Below are 18515 nucleotides of genomic sequence, written 5' to 3' on the forward strand. Positions count from 1 at the left end.
CCAGGGCATCGCTGACAGCCCTCAGTCATTTAGAAAGCAACTTTATTGCTTCTGCATAAAAAAATTACTGGGGATCCCTCAGCCCCGTGGGAGAGGGTTAGGGTGAGGGCATCAGGCCGCACTATTCTGAGCAACAAAAACAAAAAAGCCCGCAGAGCGGGCTTGTTTGTTTTAAGTGGCTGGGGTGCAGGGATTCGAACCCCGGAATGCTGGTATCAGAAACCAGAGCCTTACCGCTTGGCGACACCCCAATTGCGTTAAACAAACTGCTTAACGACTTTAAAGTGGCTGGGGTACGAGGATTCGAACCTCGGAATGCCGGAATCAGAATCCGGTGCCTTACCGCTTGGCGATACCCCAACAATGTTCAGTTTACCGAATCGTATTCGATAACATAAATATGGTGGCTACGACGGGATTCGAACCTGTGACCCCATCATTATGAGTGATGTGCTCTAACCAACTGAGCTACGTAGCCAGTACTGCAATCTTCGATGGCTGGGGTACCTGGATTCGAACCAGGGAATGCCGGTATCAAAAACCGGTGCCTTACCGCTTGGCGATACCCCAATACCGCGGAGAACCGCATGATCGAAGAAATATGGCTGGGGTACCTGGATTCGAACCAGGGAATGCCGGTATCAAAAACCGGTGCCTTACCGCTTGGCGATACCCCATCCGTGCAACGCTTACCTGGGAATGGTGCGGGAGGCGAGACTTGAACTCGCACACCTTGCGGCGCCAGAACCTAAATCTGGTGCGTCTACCAATTTCGCCACTCCCGCAAAAAAGATGGTGGCTACGACGGGATTCGAACCTGTGACCCCATCATTATGAGTGATGTGCTCTAACCAACTGAGCTACGTAGCCATCTTTTTTTCGCGTTACCTTATCGGCGTTGCGGGGCGCATTATGCGTATAGACCCTTGCAGCGTCAACACCTTTTTCAATGAAAATAGCCGGAATGTGACTGTTTGGTTAGGTTGCGAACAGCGAGGCCGAATATTCGACAATTATTGGTTATTAATCGATTTTATGCGGGGAAAAGAGAGGCAAAAAAATCAGGCCCCGGAGGGCCTGATGATACTCTGAACATTATTTATAGGCAGACTGGTGAACGCCCACTGCGCGTCCTGACGGATCGTTCATGGCTTTGAAGGATTCATCCCATTCAATGGCTTTAGCAGAAGAGCAGGCGACCGATGGACCACCCGGTACGCACTCGGCTGCACTTGGAACCGGGAACAGCTCCTCAAAGATCTCACGGTACAAATACGCTTCTTTCGAGGCTGGCGTGTTGTACGGGAAGCGGAAGCTCGCAGTTTCCAGTTGTTGATCAGAAACCTGTTTTGCCGCCACCTCTTTCAGGGTGTCGATCCAGCTGTAACCCACGCCATCGGAGAACTGCTCTTTCTGACGCCACGCCACGCTCGCCGGCAGGTAGGATTCAAAACATTCACGCAGGATATGTTTCTCCATTTTGCCGTTGCCGCACATTTTGTCCTGCGGGTTGATGCGCATCGCCACATCGAGGAATTTCTTATCGAGGAACGGCACGCGGGCTTCCACACCCCAGGCGGACATCGCTTTGTTGGCGCGCGCGCAGTCAAACATGTGCAGCGCCTGTAGCTTACGCACCGTTTCTTCATGCAGCTCTTTGGCGTTTGGCGCTTTGTGGAAATAGAGGTAACCGCCAAACACTTCGTCAGAACCTTCGCCGGAGAGCACCATCTTGATGCCCATCGCTTTGATCTTCCGCGACATCAAATACATCGGCGTGGAGGCGCGAATGGTGGTCACATCATAGGTTTCAATGTGATAGATCACATCGCGGATCGCATCCAGACCTTCCTGTACGGTGAAGTGAATTTCATGGTGCACCGTGCCGAGATGGTTCGCCACTTCCTGGGCGGCTTTCAGGTCAGGTGCCCCTTCCAGACCCACGGCAAAGGAGTGCAGCTGCGGCCACCAGGCTTCAGAGCGCTCCTGATCTTCCACGCGACGTGCGGCGAATTTCTTGGTAATCGCGGAGATCACGGAGGAGTCCAGACCGCCGGAGAGCAGTACGCCATAAGGTACGTCTGACATCAGGTGGCTTTTCACTGACTCTTCCAGGGCCTGACGCAGTTCGGCTTTATCCGTCACGTTGTCTTTCACCGCTTCATAATCAAACCAGTCGCGCTGGTAGTACGGGCGGATCTCGCCGTCTTTACTCCACAGGTAGCTACCTGCCGGGAACTCTTTGATGGTGCGGCACACCGGTACCAGGGCTTTCATCTCTGAGGCAACGTAGAAGTTACCGTGTTCATCGTGTCCCATGTACAGCGGGATAATACCAATATGGTCGCGGCCAATCAGGTAAGCGTCTTTTTCGCTGTCGTACAGCGCGAAGGCGAACATACCTTGCAGGTCGTCGAGGAACTCCGGGCCTTTCTCCTGATACAGCGCCAGGATCACTTCGCAGTCTGAGCCGGTCTGAAACGCGTAGCGATCGCCGTACTCAGCGCGCAGCGCCTGATGGTTGTAAATTTCACCGTTAACAGCCAGCGCGTGCGTTTTTTTCTCGTTATACAGCGGCTGTGCGCCAGCGTTGACATCAACAATGGAAAGACGTTCGTGAGCCAGAATCGCTTTATCGCTGGCGTAAACGCCTGACCAGTCCGGACCGCGATGGCGCATCAGGCGGGACAATTCGAGTGCTTTTTTACGCAGTTCGCCCGCGTCAGTTTTAATATCCAGTACGCCAAAAATAGAACACATAACCTTCTCCGTTAACCCTGTTGCGTTGTGATGTTGCTTGCTTATGAAAATGCCGCAAAAAGGGGAGGGGGCGCAAGCGTTTTACCGATGAAAACGTAAAAAGTGCAATGGCAATTGCCGAATCTTAAAAAAAGAGTATGCATTAAGCCATTCTATTGATGATTTCTCAATGAAGAGCTGATTTCGTTAGATGAAGTGATATTTTCAGGCAGCAGAAATGAAAAACCACGCCCTGGGGCGTGGTTCTGAATCAAATAACGTCGATTTCGTCGACAGAGGGGTAAATCCAGCTTGGCCGGAACGGCATCGTATCAATGTCATCAAGCTGTGAAACGCCAGAAAGCACCAGGATGGTTTCAAGCCCGGCCTGGAAGCCGGCCAAAATATCGGTGCGCAGGTTGTCGCCAACAATGACGGTTTCTTCTGAGTGTGCCTGCATCGTATTCAGTGCAGCGCGGATGATCCACGGGCTCGGTTTGCCGACAACAAACGGCTTACGGCCTGAGATTTTTTCGATACCGGCGCACAGCGCACCGCAGGCGGGATAAAAACCACGACCATGCGTATCCGGGTTAGTGGCGATAAAACGTGCACCATTGGCGACAAAGTAGGCTGCTTTATGCATCATCTCCCAGTTAAAGGAGCGCGTTTCGCCCACGATGACAAAGTCCGGATTCACGTCGGTGATGGTGAAGCCCGCTTTATACAGCTCGTGGATCAGCGCGCCTTCGCCAACCACGTAGGCTTTTTTGCCTTCCTGACGCTTCAGGAAATCCGCGGTCGCCATCGCAGAGGTATAAAACACGCTGTCCGGGACGTTGACACCCGCGGTAGCAAAGCGATTTGCCAGATCCTGACCAGTCTGTGAAGGGTAGTTCGTGAGAAGAACCAGTGGCATTCCTTTGTCGATGATGCGGTGAAGAAACTCCGCAGCACCCGGCACGGCAACGTTGTCGTGCATCAGCACGCCGTCGATATCACAAATTACATTCTTAATGGTCATGGACAATCCGACATCAAAAAAAGAAGGCGTTACTATAAGGTCCGATCAGGATTCCAGCAAATGTTGCAGCAGGATCCCGTTGAGCATGGCACGTTTTACCAGGGCGAATGCGCCAATTGCCGAGCGGTGATCGAGCGTAGATCGCACCACCGGCAAATTCTGGCGAAATGCCTTCAGCGCCTGGGTATTGATGCAGCCTTCAATGGCAGGCAGTAATACTTTTTCGGCTTCAACGATCTCGCCGGCGATCACCACTTTTTGCGGATTAAACAGGTTGATGGCAATGGCGATGGTCTTACCCAGGTGGCGTCCTACCTGTTCGATCACTTCGCAGGCCAGCGCATCGCCTTTGTTTGCCGCTTTGCAGATGGCACCGATCTTACAGTCGCCCAGCGTGACGCGGCTCTGATAACCCTGCTCCAGCAGGTGGCGGACGCGATGTTCAATGGCGGCATTGGCGGCAACGGTTTCAAGACAGCCAAAGTTACCGCAGTGGCAGCGCTCGCCAAGCGGTTCCACCTGGATATGACCGATCTCGCCTACGTTACCGTTACGACCAATAAAAATGCGGCCATTCGAGATGATACCCGCACCTGTACCACGGTGAACGCGCACCAGAATAGAGTCTTCGCAGTCCTGGCTCGCACCAAAGTAGTGCTCCGCCAGCGCCAGCGAGCGGATATCGTGACCAACAAAGCAGGTCAGCTTGAAGCGCTTTTCCAGCGCCTCAACCAGCCCCCAGTTCTCTACCTTAATGTGCGGCATGTAGCGAATAACGCCGCTTTCCGGGTCAACCAGACCGGGTAAAATCACCGAGATGGCGATGAGTTCACGGATCTTGCGCTGACAGCTTTCGATAAACTGCGCGATGGTATTCAGTAACGCGTGTTCGAGCGTCTCCTGTGTGCGCTCAGGAAGGGGGTAGTGCTCTTCGGCAATGGCCTTGCTGCTCAGATCGTAGAGCGTAAGCGTGGTGTCATGACGGCCTAAGCGAACGCCAATGGCCTGAAAATTGCGGGTTTCAGTGACGATGGAAATCGCGCGGCGGCCGCCGGTGGAGGCCTGCTGATCCACTTCTTTGATCAGGCCGCGCTCAATAAGCTGACGTGTAATTTTTGTCACGCTGGCGGGAGCAAGCTGGCTTTGTTCGGCTATCTGAATGCGTGAGATTGGCCCGTGCTGGTCAATCAGGCGATAAACTGCCGCGCTGTTAAGTTGTTTAACGAGATCGACATTACCGATTTGAGCTTGTCCGCCTGGTGTCATACTTTTACTTACTCAGTGACGACCTCGTTACCATTAACGATGGTCTTAATAATTTTATAATCGTGTGTGAACGCCGTCAGGTTTGCAACCATACCTGGCGCAATACCGCCGAGCTGTTTATCGACGCCAATAGCGCGCGCCGGATAAAGCGTGGCCATGCGCAGCACTTCCTCAAGCGCAATGCCGCAATGTTCAACGAGGTTACGTACCCCTTCGATCATCGTCAGAGAAGAACCGCTCAGCGTGCCGTTCTCATCCACACACAGTCCATTCCGGTAGTATATTGTTTTACCAGCAAAAATGAACTGGTCAATATTCGCTCCTGCCGGAGCGGTTGCATCCGTGACCAGGCAGAGCTTGTCGCCTTTAAGGCGCTTGGCGTTGCGGATGTTGGTGTAATCGACATGCAAGCCGTCGGCGATAATGCCGCAGTAGACGTCTGGTTCATCCAGAATTGCGCCAACCAGTCCCGGTTCGCGACCGGTAATATACGGCATCGCGTTATAAAGGTGTGTGGCAAATGTAATACCTGCGCGGAAACCGGCCTTCGCCTCTTTCAGCGTCGCGTTCGAATGGCCCGCAGATACCACAATCCCGGCGGCGGCCAGTTTGCTGATAACGTCCGTGCCGGTCATTTCCGGTGCCAGCGTCACTTTGGTGATCACATCGGCATTGGCGCACATGTAATCCACCAGCTCGGCATCCGGTTTGCGCACGTAGTTCGGGTTATGGGTGCCTTTCTTGACCATATTCAGCCATGGTCCTTCCAGGTGCAGACCCAGCGCCTGATTCGGATGTTTTGCCAGGTATTCGCGCATGACGCGGATACCCTGTTTCATCAGGTCATCGCTGCTGGTAATCAGCGTTGGCAGATAGCTGGTGCAGCCCGATTTCTCGTTGGCTTTTTGCATGATTTCCAGCGTTTCAACCGTTACCGCCTCTGCGGTATCGTTAAACTGGACACCGCCGCAGCCGTTAAGCTGTACGTCGATGAAACCGGGGGAGATTACTGCTCCATTGAGGGAACGTTGTTCGATCTCCGGCGGCAGTTCCGCCAGCGGGCAAACACGTTCAATCAGGCCATTGGCGATTACAATCGCATGGTCATCCAGAATTTCATGGCCGGTATAAATCCGACCGTGGGTTAAAGCGTACATAACGACCCCCGGTTAAAAAAGCGACCGCCCCTGATAAAAGAGGCGGTTATTCAATTACAGACCTTTAATGTTCTCAGCTTCCAGCTCGTTGAAGTATTTAAGCGTTTTCACTTTCAGCTCCATGGTGGACGGTTCGTCACACACGACAACCGCTTTTGGATGCAACTGTAAGCAGCTGATCGTCCACATATGGTTCACGTTGCCTTCAACGGCAGCCTGAAGCGCCTGCGCTTTCACTGCGCCCAGCACCAGAATCATCACTTCTTCGGCATCCAGCAGTGTACCCACACCCACGGTCAGCGCGTATTTAGGCACCTGATTGACGTCGCCGTCAAAGAAGCGGGAGTTAGCCACACGCGTGTCATGGGTCAACGTTTTAATACGGGTACGGGAAGCCAGTGAAGATGCCGGTTCGTTGAACGCGATATGACCATCGTTGCCTACGCCGCCCATAAACAGGTGGATTTTACCGTAGGAACGGATTTTTTCTTCATACTGACGGCATTCTGCGTCAATATCAGGCGCGTTTCCATTCAGCAGGTTAATGTTTTCAGCCGGAATATCAACGTGATCGAAGAAATTACGGTGCATAAAGCTGTGGTAACTTTCCGGATGTTCCTTTGGCAGGCCGACATATTCGTCCATGTTGAAGGTCACAACATGTTTAAAGCTCACCTGGCCCGCTTTGTGCATTTCAACCAAAGCCTTATACGCGGTCAGGGGAGTACCACCGGTTGGAAGGCCGAGTACGAAAGGACGATCGGCTGTTGGTTTGAACGCGTTGATGCGGTTAACGATATGACGAGCAGCCCATTTTCCGACTTGTTCAGCTGTTGCCAGGGGAATCAGTCTCATTATTCACCTCTAAAGTTTAAGTAAAAGTGGGCGGATGATTAGTGCAACCTGAACTAAGCGTAACCTGGAACCTTTCAGGCTGGATCAATCCGTCTTGATTTTTTGAATGATAAAATAAGTTTTCGTGGTTAGCCAGTGAAAGGGAGGGTTTAATACGATATTTGGTGACAATAATCACAAAAAATAGGTGTTTAATTTGCGATACGAATTAATTTTTCACACACTCACACTGCCAGTGAATCATCAACAGTATCTATCGTTCGTGACACAATAAAAACATAGTTTATGCGCGAGTCTTAACAAAGGGTCTCGTAGGGGGAATAGGATGAATATTTTAGGTTTTTTCCAGCGCCTCGGTAGGGCTTTGCAGCTCCCTATCGCCGTGCTACCGGTTGCAGCATTGCTGCTGCGATTCGGGCAACCCGATCTTCTTAATGTGCCGTTTATTGCCCAGGCAGGCGGCGCCATTTTTGACAACCTTGCGCTGATTTTCGCCATCGGCGTGGCGTCAAGCTGGTCAAAAGACAGCGCCGGTGCTGCGGCACTGGCAGGGGCGGTAGGTTACTTCATCCTCACGAAAGCGATGGTAACCATCAACCCGGAAATCAACATGGGTGTACTGGCGGGTATCATTACCGGTCTGGTCGGTGGCGCCGTGTACAACCGCTGGGCGGGTATCAAACTGCCTGACTTCTTGAGCTTCTTCGGCGGTAAACGTTTTGTGCCGATTGCGACGGGCTTTTTCTGTCTGATCCTCGCCGCCATCTTTGGCTACGTTTGGCCACCGGTTCAGCATGCTATCCATGCGGGTGGCGAGTGGATCGTGTCTGCGGGCGCAATGGGCGCGGGCATCTTCGGTTTCATTAACCGTCTGCTGATCCCAACCGGTCTGCATCAGGTACTGAACACCATCGCCTGGTTCCAGATTGGTGAGTTCACCAACGCGGCTGGCGCGGTATTCCACGGTGATATTAACCGCTTCTACGCAGGTGACGGCACCGCGGGCATGTTCATGTCCGGCTTCTTCCCAATCATGATGTTTGGTCTGCCTGGCGCCGCGCTGGCAATGTACCTGGCTGCGCCGAAAGCGCGTCGCCCAATGGTTGGCGGGATGCTGCTGTCCGTTGCGATCACCGCCTTCCTGACCGGCGTGACCGAGCCACTGGAATTCCTGTTCATGTTCCTGGCTCCGCTGCTGTATCTGATGCACGCGATCCTGACCGGTATCAGCCTGTTCGTTGCCACCCTTCTGGGTATCCATGCAGGCTTCTCCTTCTCCGCAGGCGCTATCGACTATGTGTTGATGTACAACCTGCCGGCGGCAAGCAGCAACGTCTGGATGCTGGTGGTGATGGGCCTGATCTTCTTCGTTATCTACTTCGTTCTGTTCAGCGCAGTTATTCGTATGTTTAACCTGAAGACGCCGGGCCGCGAAGATACGAAAGATGATGTTGTGACCAGTGAAGCCAACAGCAATACCGAAGAGGGTTTAACCCAGCTGGCAACCAGCTATATTGCCGCTGTGGGTGGCACCGACAACCTGAAAGCGATCGATGCCTGTATTACCCGTCTGCGTCTGACCGTGGGCGACTCCGCGCGCGTGAGCGATGCAATGTGCAAACGCCTTGGTGCGTCTGGTGTGGTGAAGCTGAACAAACAAACCATCCAGGTTATCGTGGGTGCGAAAGCCGAATCTATCGGCGATGAAATGAAAAAAGTGGTTGCCCGTGGGCCGGTCGCTGCCGCCTCAACGGATAACGCGCCAGTGGCTGACACGCCGGTTGCAAAACCGCAGGCTGTGCCAAATGCGGTGACCATCGCTGCGCTGGTTTCTCCGGTGACAGGTGACGTTGTTGCGCTTGAGCAGGTGCCTGACGAAGCGTTCGCCAGCAAAGCGGTTGGTGATGGCGTGGCGGTGAAACCAACGGACAAAACCGTGGTCTCTCCGGCAGCCGGTACTATCGTGAAAATCTTCAACACCAACCACGCGTTCTGCCTGGAAACGGAAAAAGGCGCGGAGATCGTTGTCCATATGGGTATCGATACCGTTGCGCTGAACGGTCAGGGCTTTACTCGCCTGGTGGAAGAGGGCGCTGAAGTGGCGGCAGGCCAGCCGATTCTGGAAATGGATCTGGAGTTCCTGAACGCCAACGCGCGCTCCATGATAAGCCCGGTAGTGTGCAGCAACATCGACGACTTCAGCGGTCTGGTGATCCAGGCGCAGGGGCAGGTAGTTGCAGGCCAAACGCCACTGTATGAGATTAAAGGCAAGTAATCGCTCCTGAGTAGAGTTATGCCTTTAGCGGCGGGGGATATCCTCCGCCGCTTTTTTTTGCAGCAATTGCCCCCATTATTTTCTTCCGGGACGTTTTAAGGGTTGTCACTACGTCCGGCTTATAAGATCATATGCCGTTATACGTTGTTTACGCTTTGAGGAATCCACGATGAGTGAGGCAGAAGCCCGCCCGAGTAACTTTATTCGTCAGATCATCGATGAAGATCTGGCCAGTGGTAAGCACACCACAGTCCACACGCGTTTCCCGCCGGAGCCAAATGGCTACCTGCACATTGGTCACGCTAAATCGATCTGCCTGAACTTTGGTATTGCGCAAGACTACCAGGGGCAGTGCAACCTGCGTTTCGATGACACCAACCCTGTAAAAGAAGACATCGAATACGTTGAGTCGATTAAAAACGACGTGCAATGGCTGGGCTTCAACTGGTCTGGTGATATCTGCTATTCCTCAGACTATTTCGATCAGCTGTATGCCTATGCGGTTGAACTGATTAACAAGGGTCTGGCATACGTCGACGAGCTCTCTGCTGACGAAATCCGTGAATACCGCGGTACGCTGACTCAGCCCGGTAAGAACAGTCCGTTCCGCGATCGTAGCGTGGAAGAGAACCTGGCGCTGTTTGAAAAAATGCGTGCCGGTGGCTTTGAAGAAGGTAAAGCGTGTCTGCGTGCCAAAATCGATATGGCGTCTCCGTTCATCGTGATGCGCGATCCGGTGCTGTACCGCATTAAGTTCGCAGAACACCACCAGACCGGTAACAAGTGGTGCATCTACCCGATGTACGACTTCACCCACTGCATCAGCGATGCGCTGGAAGGCATTACGCACTCTCTGTGCACGCTGGAATTCCAGGACAACCGTCGTCTGTACGACTGGGTGCTGGATAACATCACCATTCCTGTGCATCCGCGTCAGTACGAGTTCTCTCGTCTGAACCTGGAATACACCGTGATGTCCAAGCGTAAGCTGAACCTGCTGGTCACTGACAAGCACGTTGAAGGCTGGGACGACCCACGTATGCCGACCATCTCTGGCCTGCGTCGTCGTGGCTACACCTCCGCCTCCATTCGTGAGTTCTGCAAACGTATCGGCGTCACCAAGCAGGACAACACCATCGAAATGGCGTCTCTGGAATCCTGCATTCGTGAAGACCTGAACGAAAACGCGCCGCGCGCGATGGCGGTGATCGATCCAGTGAAACTGGTTATCGAAAACTATCCGCAGGGCGGGAGCGAACTGGTCTCTATGCCTAACCATCCGAACAAACCGGAAATGGGCACCCGCGACGTGCCGTTCAGCGGTGAAATCTGGATCGATCGTGCCGACTTCCGCGAAGAAGCGAACAAGCAGTACAAGCGTCTGGTGCTGGGCAAAGAAGTACGTCTGCGTAACGCCTATGTAATCAAAGCCGAGCGCGTAGAGAAAGATGCGGAAGGTAACATCACGACCATCTTCTGTACGTACGACGCAGAAACGCTGAGCAAAGATCCGGCGGATGGCCGTAAAGTGAAAGGTGTAATCCACTGGGTGAGCGCGCAGCATGCGCTGCCGGTTGAGATCCGTCTCTACGACCGTCTGTTCAGCGTGCCTAACCCAGGCGCAGCGGAAGACTTCCTGGCGGTTATTAACCCTGAGTCGCTGATTATCAAGCAGGGGTATGCCGAGCCGTCTCTGAAAGTCGCTGAAGCCGGTAAAGCGTTCCAGTTCGAACGTGAGGGTTATTTCTGCCTGGACAGTCGTTACAGCACGGCAGAAAAACCGGTATTTAACCGTACCGTGGGTCTGCGTGATACCTGGACTAAGATCGGCGAATAATAACGCTGCTCTGGTCAATGAGAAACAAACGCCGCGTAATGCGGCGTTTTTTTATTTAACGATCATGTCGTTAAGCATCGGGATAATCTTTTAAAGCCAACATTCCAGGTCAATGTGGTGCTACTTATTTTATTTAAAAAAAGTTTGTTGTTTTCCAAAAACAGAAACGCTGAAAAATATATTCTCAATCTCAATGTTACTTACTGAAAATTAGCGTATTCCCCCGCCAGTACTCGCTTCCCGGTAAATGTTACAAAGCACTACGAAATATGTGCTCTTCGTCATAATCCTGACTTTTGCCTGATTAAAAGCATTGATAATTCGCGTCGCGAAAAATAACCTAAAGACGGTAGTTAATTCGAGGGTATTTCTGACTACCCCTGACCATTTGGTCTTTTCTGTTTTTCGCCGTTTAAGGCGTTTTAATTCGTCAAAGAGGAATAATCTATGCGTACGTTCAGTGGCAAACGTAGTGCGCTGGCGCTGGCTATCGCCGGTGTGACAGCAATGTCGGGCCTGGTGGTTGCGCCAGAGGCAAAAGCAGCAGGTTTCATTGAAGATTCCACCCTTACGGGCGGTATTTATTACTGGCAACGTGAGCGTGACCGTAAAGACGTCACTGAAGATAAATACAAAACTAACCTTTCTCACTCGACCTGGAACGCCAACCTGGATTTCCAGTCGGGATATGCCGCCGATATGTTCGGGATCGATATTGCAGCGTTCACCGCAATTGAAATGGCCGAAAATGGCGACAGCGGCCATCCGAACGAAATTGCGTTCTCCTCCAGCAATAAAGCTTACGACGAAGACTGGTCCGGCGATAAAAGCGGAATCAGCCTGTATAAAGCGGCTGCAAAATTCAAATATGGCCCGGTCTGGGCGCGTGGTGGTTATATCCAGCCAACCGGTCAGACGCTGTTAGCGCCGCACTGGAGCTTTATGCCAGGTACCTATCAGGGCGCGGAAGCCGGTGCTAATTTTGACTACGGCGATGCGGGGGCGTTGAGCTTCTCCTATATGTGGACCAACGAGTACAAAGCGCCGTGGCACATTGAGATGGACAAGTTCTATCAAAACGATAAAAAAACCAAAGTTGATTATCTCCACTCGCTGGGGGCGAAGTACGACTTCAAAAACGATCTGGTGCTGGAAGCGGCTTTTGGTCAGGCTGAAGGGTATATCGATCAGTACTTTGCTAAAGCCAGCTACAAATTTGATATCGCAGGTAGCCCGCTGAGCACCAGCTATCAGTTCTACGGTACGCGCGACAAGGTCAGCGATGGCAGCGTAAATGATATTTATGACGGCACCGCGTGGTTACAGGCGCTAACCTTCGGCTACAAGGTGGGTCAGGTCGATTTGCGTCTGGAGGGTACATGGGTCAAGGCAGAAGGGCAGCAGGGCTATTTCCTGCAACGTATGACGCCAACCTACGCCTCTTCCAACGGTCGTCTGGATATCTGGTGGGATAACCGCTCTGACTTCAACGCCGACGGCGAAAAGGCAGTCTTCTTCGGCGCAATGTATGACCTGAAGAACTGGAACCTGCCTGGCTGGGCAGTGGGCGCGTCCTACGCGTACGCCTGGGACGCGAAGCCAGCGGATATGGCTACGCCAGACGCCTACTACGATCCGAACTACCGTCTGAAAGAGTCTTCATACAGTCTGGATGCGATTTATACCCTGCAGGAGGGCCGTGCGAAAGGCACGATGTTCAAACTGCACTTCACCCAGTATGACAACCACTCCGATATCCCGAGCTACGCGGGCGGTTACGGCAACATCTTCCAGGATGAGCGCGACGTGAAATTTATGGTCATTGCGCCATTTACCATCTTCTGATGAATGCTGCGGCGGGCTGTGTCCCGCCGTTATGGAGACTGAACATGATGAAAAAAAGGGTAATCGTTGCGCTGCTGGCATTAGGGCTGGTGGCGTGCGCGCAGGATCAGGCGCCGAAAGAAGACTCCCGTCTTAAAGAGGCCTACAGCGCGTGCATCAATACCGCACAAGGTTCACCTGAGAAGATTGAAGCCTGTCAAAGCGTGCTGAACGTGCTGAAAAAAGACAAAGCCCATGAGCAATTCGCCACGCAGGAAAACGTTCGCGTGATGGATTACCAGGCCTGTATTCAGGCGCGTAAAACCGGTAACGATCAGGAAGTGGCGAAGCGTTGCGATAAGATTTGGGACGAGATTCGCAATAACAATAAATAAGTTGCTTTACGCCCGGTGGCGCTGCGCTTACCGGGCTTTTTCCAGGCAAAAAAAAGCCAACCTCACGGCTGGCTCAGAGTATGAACACTGACTTATTTTGCGTCGTGCGCATGTTCATTTTCGCGGCAATCACCTTCAGCGCAGTGACCGTACAGGTACAGGCTGTGGTTGGTCAGGCGGATGCCATGACGGGCGGCGATTTCACGCTGGCGTGATTCAATGGAATCATCGCTAAATTCAATGACCTTGCCGCAATCGAGGCAGATCAGGTGATCGTGGTGATGCTGCTGAGTCAGCTCGAACACGGATTTACCGCCTTCGAAATTATGACGAGTAACAATGCCCGCGTCATCAAACTGGTTCAGCACACGATAGACGGTTGCCAGCCCAATTTCTTCACCCATATCGATAAGACGCTTATAAAGGTCTTCCGCACTGACATGGTGATTGTCTGGCCCCTGAAGCACTTCAAGGATTTTTAACCGAGGAAGCGTTACTTTCAGGCCAGCTTTCTTTAATGCGGTATTGTTGTCAGTCATGCGGAATCTGTCCTGTTGCTAAACGATTCACTTCAAAAGAAGAAGTGACAGAAAATGCACTTGGGATAATGCGTCTCATTATAGAACTGCCATGGCTAAATGAAAACTGCAAGTCTCAAGCAAAGTATGCTTATAAAAACGTGGTATCACCAACAAACTTGTTCGATGGCACCCACTTTTTACCAGGGGGATATTGTACAGGTCTGGGCGAAAAAGTTAAAAGTTTGTAGCAATTAATTTAATCGGTTTTACCTGGAAAACGGGCGCAACCGGAGTTGCGCCGCAGAGATATCAGGCGTTAAGGATATCGTCCAGGTTCAGCTCTTCACGAACCTGCTTAACCCATTTTTCTACACGCTCAGCGGTCAGCTCTGGCTGACGGTCTTCATCAATGGCTAGGCCAACGAAGTGATCGTCATCTGCCAGACCTTTGGACGCTTCGAAATGGTAACCCGCCGTTGGCCAGTGACCGACGATCGCCGCACCGCGTGGCTCAATGATGTCGCGAATAGTGCCCAGCGCATCACAGAAATACTCAGCATAGTCTTCCTGATCGCCACAGCCAAACAGGGCAACCAGCTTGCCGTTGAAGTCGACTTCTTCCAGCGTCGGGAAGAAATCGTCCCAGTCACACTGTGCTTCACCGTAGTACCAGGTGGGGATGCCCAGCAGCAGGATGTCATAGCCCTCGAGATCTTCTTTGCTGCTCTTGGCGATGTCATGCACATCAGCAACGTCTTTACCGAGCTGTTTTTGAATGTTTTTTGCGATATTTTCAGTATTGCCGGTATCACTGCCAAAGAAAATGCCGATGATTGCCATGAGTAAAATAACCTCTTGAAACTTAATGGTATGGTGGCGCAAATTGTCCACGGATAAGGGCAATAATAGCAGAACAGGCAACCCTGCGGAAACAGCTATCACGCAGGACTGCACTCTGTGCTACATGAAAAAGGTAATATTGAGGATTTTCTGACTCACGCCTTGCCGCGTAACGTCTCAAGCTGGGCGATCAGCATCTCTTCGATCAGTTCGCTGCGGCTGATGTTGCGCGCGTCAGCTAACTCGTTAAGCGCATCGACGGCATCGGCATTCAGCTTCAGTTCGACACGCTTAAGCCCACGATATTTATCGCGTTTAAGCTGGTTGCGTTTATTGATACGCAGCTGTTCATCGCGCGAAAGCGGATTCGTTTTCGGTCGTCCCGGTCGACGCTCATTCGCGAACAGATCTAGTGTCGTACGGTCCGTTTGTTCTTTGGCCATGATTCTGAGACTTCGGGGGAAACACGCCGCCCTGCTAATGCCCGGGCGATAAGCGCGCCATCATACATCACCCAAATCCACACGCCAACGACTGGAAGCCCGTCGTCTTCCGGTCGCTGGCTTTTTAATCAATTCGCTGTATCAGTAAGATAGCGGCGAATGGCGCGCAGGACGGCATCCGGTTTTTCCGCGTGTACCCAGTGCCCGGCACCGGCGATGACGTGAGCGCGAGCCTGCGGAAATTGCGCCAGCAGCGTGTCACGGTACGCGTCAGTAACGTAAGGGGAGTTGCCGCCGCGAATAAAGAGGGTAGGGTGCGGCCAGGCGGGGACATTTTCCCACCCCACAATATGCGAATACTGATCCCACAGTACCGGGACGTTAAAGCGCCATTGTCCGTCAACAAAGGATTTCAGCAGGAACTGGACCACGCCTTCTTCATCGAGATGCTCGCGCATAACGGCTGCCGCCTGCTGGCGTGTGGAGACGCCTGACTCTGTCACAGCATTGATCGCAGCGAAAATCTCATCGTGACGGCGAACGTCGTAATTGACGGGCGCAACGTCAATGACCACCAGACCGGAAATTCGCTCAGGGGCCAGCGCTGTAAGCGCCATCACCGCTTTACCGCCCATTGAATGCCCGATGAGCGTCGCTTTCTGAATATTATTCGCATCGAGGGTGTCCCGCAGATCCTGCGCCATGGCTGCGTAGGTCATCTCCTCCGAGCGTCCTGAAAGACCGTGATTGCGCATATCAACCTGGAGGATCTCGTGATCGGTCACTAAATCGCGCGCCAGCACGCCCAGGTTATCCAGACTACCAAACAGGCCGTGAACCAGTACGATGGGAGAATTATTGTTCGGCGATTGTGCAGTTTGCGCTCGGGTATTCAATTTCATGGCAAAGTTCTTTTTTTAGGTTTGTCAGGTTAGGGTATCATGTTGACCATTCTGCCGCCCGGGGGCAAGGATCCAGTTTAATCTGACTTTTGCCGCCAACCTGGTTTGACGCTATCCGCTGTTGGGATTAGACCTTATAATCTCAACGACTTGTATTCAGATAAGATATCGCACTGGATTAAGATGAAAACAATCGAAGTTGATGACGAACTCTATCAGTATATTGCCAGCCAGACGCGGCATATTGGGGAGAGCGCGTCCGACATTTTACGGCGCATGCTTAAAATTTCCGCCGCCTCACAGCCCACTCCTGTCACTAAAGATGTTGTGTCTCAGCCGAGCGTTGTTGCACAAGTAAAACCTGCCGTCATACCGGCAAAAGACAAAGTGCGCGCGATGCGCGAGCTGCTGCTGTCCGATGAATATGCAGAGCAGAGAAAGGCGGTTAACCGCTTTATGCTGGTGCTGTCTACACTTTATTCACTGGATAACAACGCATTTGCAGAAGCGACAGAGTCGCTGCACGGTCGCACGCGCGTTTACTTCGCAGGTGACGAGCAGACCCTGCTGCAAAATGGCAACCAAACCAAACCCAAACATGTTCCCGGTACGCCATACTGGGTGATCACCAATACCAATACGGGCCGCAAGTGCAGCATGATCGAACATATCATGCAGTCCATGCAGTTCCCGGCGGAATTGATCGAAAAGGTTTGCGGTACAATTTAACCCTTGCATCAGAAGGACCAGGCAATGGCAAATCACAGCCGTGCAGGACAACCTGCACAACAACGCGATTTGATTAACGTCGCTCAACTGACCGCGCAGTACTACGTGCTGAAGCCGGTGGTGGGCAACGCAGAACACGCAGTGAAGTTTGGTACATCTGGCCACCGCGGCAGCGCGGCGCGCCATAGCTTTAACGAACCGCACATTCTGGCCATTGCTCAGGCCATCGCGGAAGAGCGCGCCAAAAATGGCGTCACCGGTCCGTGCTATGTTGGGAAAGATACCCACGCCCTGTCTGAACCTGCCTTTATCTCCGTGCTGGAAGTACTGGCGGCAAACGGCGTAGACGTGATTGTTCAGGAGAACAACGGTTTCACGCCAACGCCTGCGGTTTCTAACGCTATTCTGGTACATAACAAAAAAGGTGGCGCGCAGGCGGACGGTATTGTGATCACCCCGTCCCACAACCCACCGGAAGATGGCGGCATCAAGTACAACCCACCTAACGGTGGCCCGGCGGATACCAACGTCACGAAAGTGGTGGAAGATCGCGCCAACGCGTTACTGGCTAACGGTCTGAACGGCGTGAAGCGCATCTCGCTGGATGAAGCCATGGCGTCCGGCCACGTGAAAGAGCAGGATCTGGTGCAGCCGTTCGTGGAAGGGCTGGCGGATATCGTCGATATGGCCGCTATCCAGAAAGCCGGTCTGAAGCTGGGCGTGGATCCGCTGGGCGGCTCCGGTATTGAATACTGGAAACGCATTGCCGAGCACTACAAGCTGGATCTGACCATCGTGAACGATCACGTCGATCAGACCTTCCGCTTTATGCACCTGGACAAAGACGGCGCGATCCGTATGGACTGCTCCTCCGAATGCGCAATGGCTGGCCTGCTGGCGCTGCGCGACAAGTTCGACCTGGCGTTTGCCAACGACCCGGACTACGACCGCCACGGTATCGTCACCCCGGCTGGGCTGATGAACCCTAACCACTACCTGGCTGTTGCGATCAATTATCTCTTCCAGCATCGTCCGCAGTGGGGCAAAGAGGTTGCGGTGGGTAAAACGCTGGTCTCTTCCGCCATGATTGACCGTGTGGTCGATGCGCTGGGCCGCAAGCTGGTGGAAGTGCCGGTGGGCTTCAAGTGGTTTGTTGACGGTCTGCACGACGGCAGCTTCGGCTTTGGTGGTGAAGAGAGCGCGGGGGCATCCTTCCTGCGCTTCGACGGCACCCCATGGTCAACCGATAAAGACGGCATCATCATGTGCCTGCTGGCGGCGGAAATCACCGCGGTTACCGGTAAGAACCCGCAGGAACATTACAACGACCTGGCGGCACGCTTTGGTGCGCCAAGCTATAACCGTATTCAGGCTGGCGCGACCTCTGCTCAGAAAGCCGCTCTGTCCAAACTCTCTCCGGAGATGGTCAGCGCAAGCACCCTGGCAGGTGACCCGATCACCGCGCGTCTGACGGCGGCACCGGGTAACGGCGCATCCATCGGCGGGCTGAAAGTGATGACCGAAAATGGCTGGTTCGCCGCGCGTCCATCCGGTACGGAAGATGCGTACAAAATCTATTGCGAAAGCTTCCTCGGCGCTGAGCACCGCCAGCAGATTGAGAAAGAAGCGGTAGAGATTGTCAGCGAAGTGCTGAAAAACGCGTAAGTGGTGTCTGGTGCGGGCTGATGCCCTCACCCCGGCCCTCTCC

At 53.0% G+C, this 18515-nt stretch carries 15 protein-coding genes and 7 tRNA genes; 6 read left to right on the forward strand and 16 right to left on the reverse strand.

Annotated features, from left to right (window positions below):
- Positions 1–176 precede the first annotated feature (176 nt).
- The 12 genes from ACNQ0T_RS17845 to nagB all read right to left on the reverse strand — a co-directional run bounded on the left by ACNQ0T_RS17845 (position 177) and on the right by nagB (position 7041).
- Positions 177–251 (reverse strand) — tRNA-Gln (locus ACNQ0T_RS17845).
- 34 nt (positions 252–285) lie between these two features.
- A tRNA-Gln gene (locus tag ACNQ0T_RS17850) sits at positions 286–360 on the reverse strand.
- A gap of 41 nt (positions 361–401) precedes the next feature.
- Positions 402–478 (reverse strand) — tRNA-Met (locus tag ACNQ0T_RS17855).
- Positions 479–495: 17 nt separating this feature from the next.
- A tRNA-Gln gene (locus ACNQ0T_RS17860) sits at positions 496–570 on the reverse strand.
- Positions 571–602: 32 nt separating this feature from the next.
- Positions 603–677, reverse strand: a tRNA-Gln gene (locus ACNQ0T_RS17865).
- A 23-nt stretch (positions 678–700) separates the two neighbouring features.
- Positions 701–785: transfer RNA gene (locus tag ACNQ0T_RS17870), tRNA-Leu, on the reverse strand.
- Positions 786–793: 8 nt separating this feature from the next.
- Positions 794–870, reverse strand: a tRNA-Met gene (locus tag ACNQ0T_RS17875).
- Between the two features lie 225 nt (positions 871–1095).
- The gene (asnB, locus tag ACNQ0T_RS17880) at positions 1096–2760 is read right to left on the reverse strand and encodes an asparagine synthase B (protein ID WP_015571128.1); all 1665 of its coding nucleotides are present in this window, start codon (positions 2758–2760) and stop codon (positions 1096–1098) included.
- 250 nt (positions 2761–3010) lie between these two features.
- A complete protein-coding gene (gene nagD, locus ACNQ0T_RS17885) occupies positions 3011–3763 on the reverse strand; it encodes a ribonucleotide monophosphatase NagD (RefSeq protein ID WP_003858667.1) in 753 nt (250 codons plus the stop codon).
- Between the two features lie 45 nt (positions 3764–3808).
- A complete protein-coding gene (gene nagC, locus ACNQ0T_RS17890) occupies positions 3809–5029 on the reverse strand; it encodes a DNA-binding transcriptional regulator NagC (protein ID WP_022647442.1) in 1221 nt (406 codons plus the stop codon).
- Between the two features lie 8 nt (positions 5030–5037).
- Positions 5038–6186 carry an N-acetylglucosamine-6-phosphate deacetylase gene (nagA, locus tag ACNQ0T_RS17895; protein WP_003858664.1) on the reverse strand — a complete coding sequence of 383 codons (1149 nt, stop codon included), beginning with the start codon at positions 6184–6186 and terminating at the stop codon, positions 5038–5040.
- A gap of 54 nt (positions 6187–6240) precedes the next feature.
- Positions 6241–7041 (reverse strand): glucosamine-6-phosphate deaminase, encoded by an 801-nt coding sequence (gene nagB / locus ACNQ0T_RS17900; protein ID WP_003858663.1) that lies wholly within the window; start codon positions 7039–7041, stop codon positions 6241–6243.
- A gap of 325 nt (positions 7042–7366) precedes the next feature.
- Here nagB and nagE point away from each other — a divergent pair, with 325 nt between their 5' ends.
- The 4 genes from nagE to chiQ all read left to right on the forward strand — a co-directional run bounded on the left by nagE (position 7367) and on the right by chiQ (position 13372).
- On the forward strand, positions 7367–9316 hold the full coding sequence (nagE, locus tag ACNQ0T_RS17905; RefSeq protein ID WP_063149445.1) for a PTS N-acetyl glucosamine transporter subunit IIABC: 1950 nt from the start codon (positions 7367–7369) through the stop codon (positions 9314–9316).
- Between the two features lie 169 nt (positions 9317–9485).
- Positions 9486–11153 (forward strand): glutamine--tRNA ligase, encoded by a 1668-nt coding sequence (glnS, locus tag ACNQ0T_RS17910; RefSeq protein WP_058645949.1) that lies wholly within the window; start codon positions 9486–9488, stop codon positions 11151–11153.
- Positions 11154–11600: 447 nt separating this feature from the next.
- Positions 11601–12998: a chitoporin ChiP gene (gene chiP / locus ACNQ0T_RS17915; RefSeq protein WP_017694280.1), complete on the forward strand. Its 1398-nt coding sequence runs from the start codon at positions 11601–11603 to the stop codon at positions 12996–12998.
- A 47-nt stretch (positions 12999–13045) separates the two neighbouring features.
- Complete coding sequence (gene chiQ / locus ACNQ0T_RS17920; protein WP_038417002.1) at positions 13046–13372, forward strand: ChiQ/YbfN family lipoprotein; 327 nt, start codon at positions 13046–13048, stop codon at positions 13370–13372.
- A gap of 92 nt (positions 13373–13464) precedes the next feature.
- On the opposite strand, the gene fur is transcribed toward chiQ, so the two are convergent.
- From fur to ybfF, 4 genes are all read right to left on the reverse strand, one after another.
- Positions 13465–13911: a ferric iron uptake transcriptional regulator gene (gene fur / locus ACNQ0T_RS17925; protein ID WP_003858655.1), complete on the reverse strand. Its 447-nt coding sequence runs from the start codon at positions 13909–13911 to the stop codon at positions 13465–13467.
- Positions 13912–14202: 291 nt separating this feature from the next.
- Positions 14203–14733: a flavodoxin FldA gene (gene fldA, locus ACNQ0T_RS17930; RefSeq protein ID WP_003858653.1), complete on the reverse strand. Its 531-nt coding sequence runs from the start codon at positions 14731–14733 to the stop codon at positions 14203–14205.
- Positions 14734–14888: 155 nt separating this feature from the next.
- Positions 14889–15176: a LexA regulated protein gene (gene ybfE, locus ACNQ0T_RS17935; protein ID WP_417930283.1), complete on the reverse strand. Its 288-nt coding sequence runs from the start codon at positions 15174–15176 to the stop codon at positions 14889–14891.
- A gap of 128 nt (positions 15177–15304) precedes the next feature.
- Positions 15305–16078, reverse strand: coding sequence for an esterase (ybfF, locus tag ACNQ0T_RS17940; protein ID WP_022647446.1), 774 nt, complete (start codon positions 16076–16078; stop codon positions 15305–15307).
- A 183-nt stretch (positions 16079–16261) separates the two neighbouring features.
- Here ybfF and seqA point away from each other — a divergent pair, with 183 nt between their 5' ends.
- Both seqA and pgm read left to right on the forward strand, forming a co-directional pair.
- Entirely contained in the window at positions 16262–16807 is a 546-nt protein-coding gene (gene seqA, locus ACNQ0T_RS17945) for a replication initiation negative regulator SeqA (protein ID WP_417930284.1), read from the forward strand.
- A gap of 24 nt (positions 16808–16831) precedes the next feature.
- Positions 16832–18472: a phosphoglucomutase (alpha-D-glucose-1,6-bisphosphate-dependent) gene (pgm, locus tag ACNQ0T_RS17950; RefSeq protein WP_023305695.1), complete on the forward strand. Its 1641-nt coding sequence runs from the start codon at positions 16832–16834 to the stop codon at positions 18470–18472.
- Positions 18473–18515: the final 43 nt, after the last annotated feature.

The organism is Enterobacter cloacae complex sp.6700776, from assembly GCF_048284255.1.
In the GTDB taxonomy this organism is placed as follows: domain Bacteria; phylum Pseudomonadota; class Gammaproteobacteria; order Enterobacterales; family Enterobacteriaceae; genus Enterobacter; species Enterobacter intestinihominis.